Here is a 764-nt window from a genome sequence, read left to right as displayed (position 1 = left end):
TAAGCTGCAACTGGTGCGTGGTTATAGTCGTGATCACCGGCCAGAGCTGAATCAAGTGATCCTTGAGCTCATCTGTGAAAATCAGGCCGGCCTACCTGTCTATATGCAGGCCCTGAGCGGCAATAGTAATGACACCAAAGCCTTTGCCCAGACCGTTCGTCGCCATTTGAGCAGTCTCAAGGCCGCGCAGGAGTGCCGTTATCTGGTCGGCGATGCCGCACTGTACTGCGCCGATACCTTGCAATTACTGGCGCAACAGCAGCAACTATTTGTGACCCGGGTGCCCGTCACTCTCAATGAGGCAAAGCAGGCCGTGGCAACCATAGGTGCACAACCGCTGACCGCTCTGGGCAATGGCTATCATGGCCGTTGGCAACACGCGAATTATGCCGGGGTCGCGCAACGTTGGTTGCTGGTGCGCAGCGAACAAGCCAGCCACCGCGAGCAGCAGACATTGGCCAAAAACCTGCTCAAAGACAGTACCCGCGAGCTCAAAGCCTTCGCCAAATTGTGTGCCCGACGCTTTGCTTGTGAGGCGGATGCCCAAGCTGAGTTGAGCTGTTTTACCGCCAGCTTGATGCTGCTGCAACTGGATGCCGAAGTGGTAGGTGAACCCGTTTATACAGGACGTGGCAGACCCAAGCGTGGCGAAGAGCCAATTGGCCATCAGTTTCAAATCACTGGGTTGGCGGCAACTAGCCTGGCTTGCGTTGAAGAGGCCCGCAACCAGACCGGGGTGTTCATCCTGGCGACCAATGACCACA

The 764-nt window shown here is 56.7% G+C and carries 1 pseudogene; it reads left to right on the top strand.

Features of this window, described 5'->3' with window-relative positions:
* A pseudogene (locus OKC30_RS21250) lies at nucleotides 1-764 on the top strand (IS1634-like element ISAs25 family transposase); the annotation flags it as partial.

It is taken from the genome of Aeromonas sp. QDB18, from assembly GCF_027705325.1.
Lineage (GTDB): Bacteria > Pseudomonadota > Gammaproteobacteria > Enterobacterales > Aeromonadaceae > Aeromonas > Aeromonas caviae.
The sequence above is the reverse complement of the archived record's forward strand: the minus strand, read 5'-3'. Positions and strand labels throughout refer to the sequence as shown.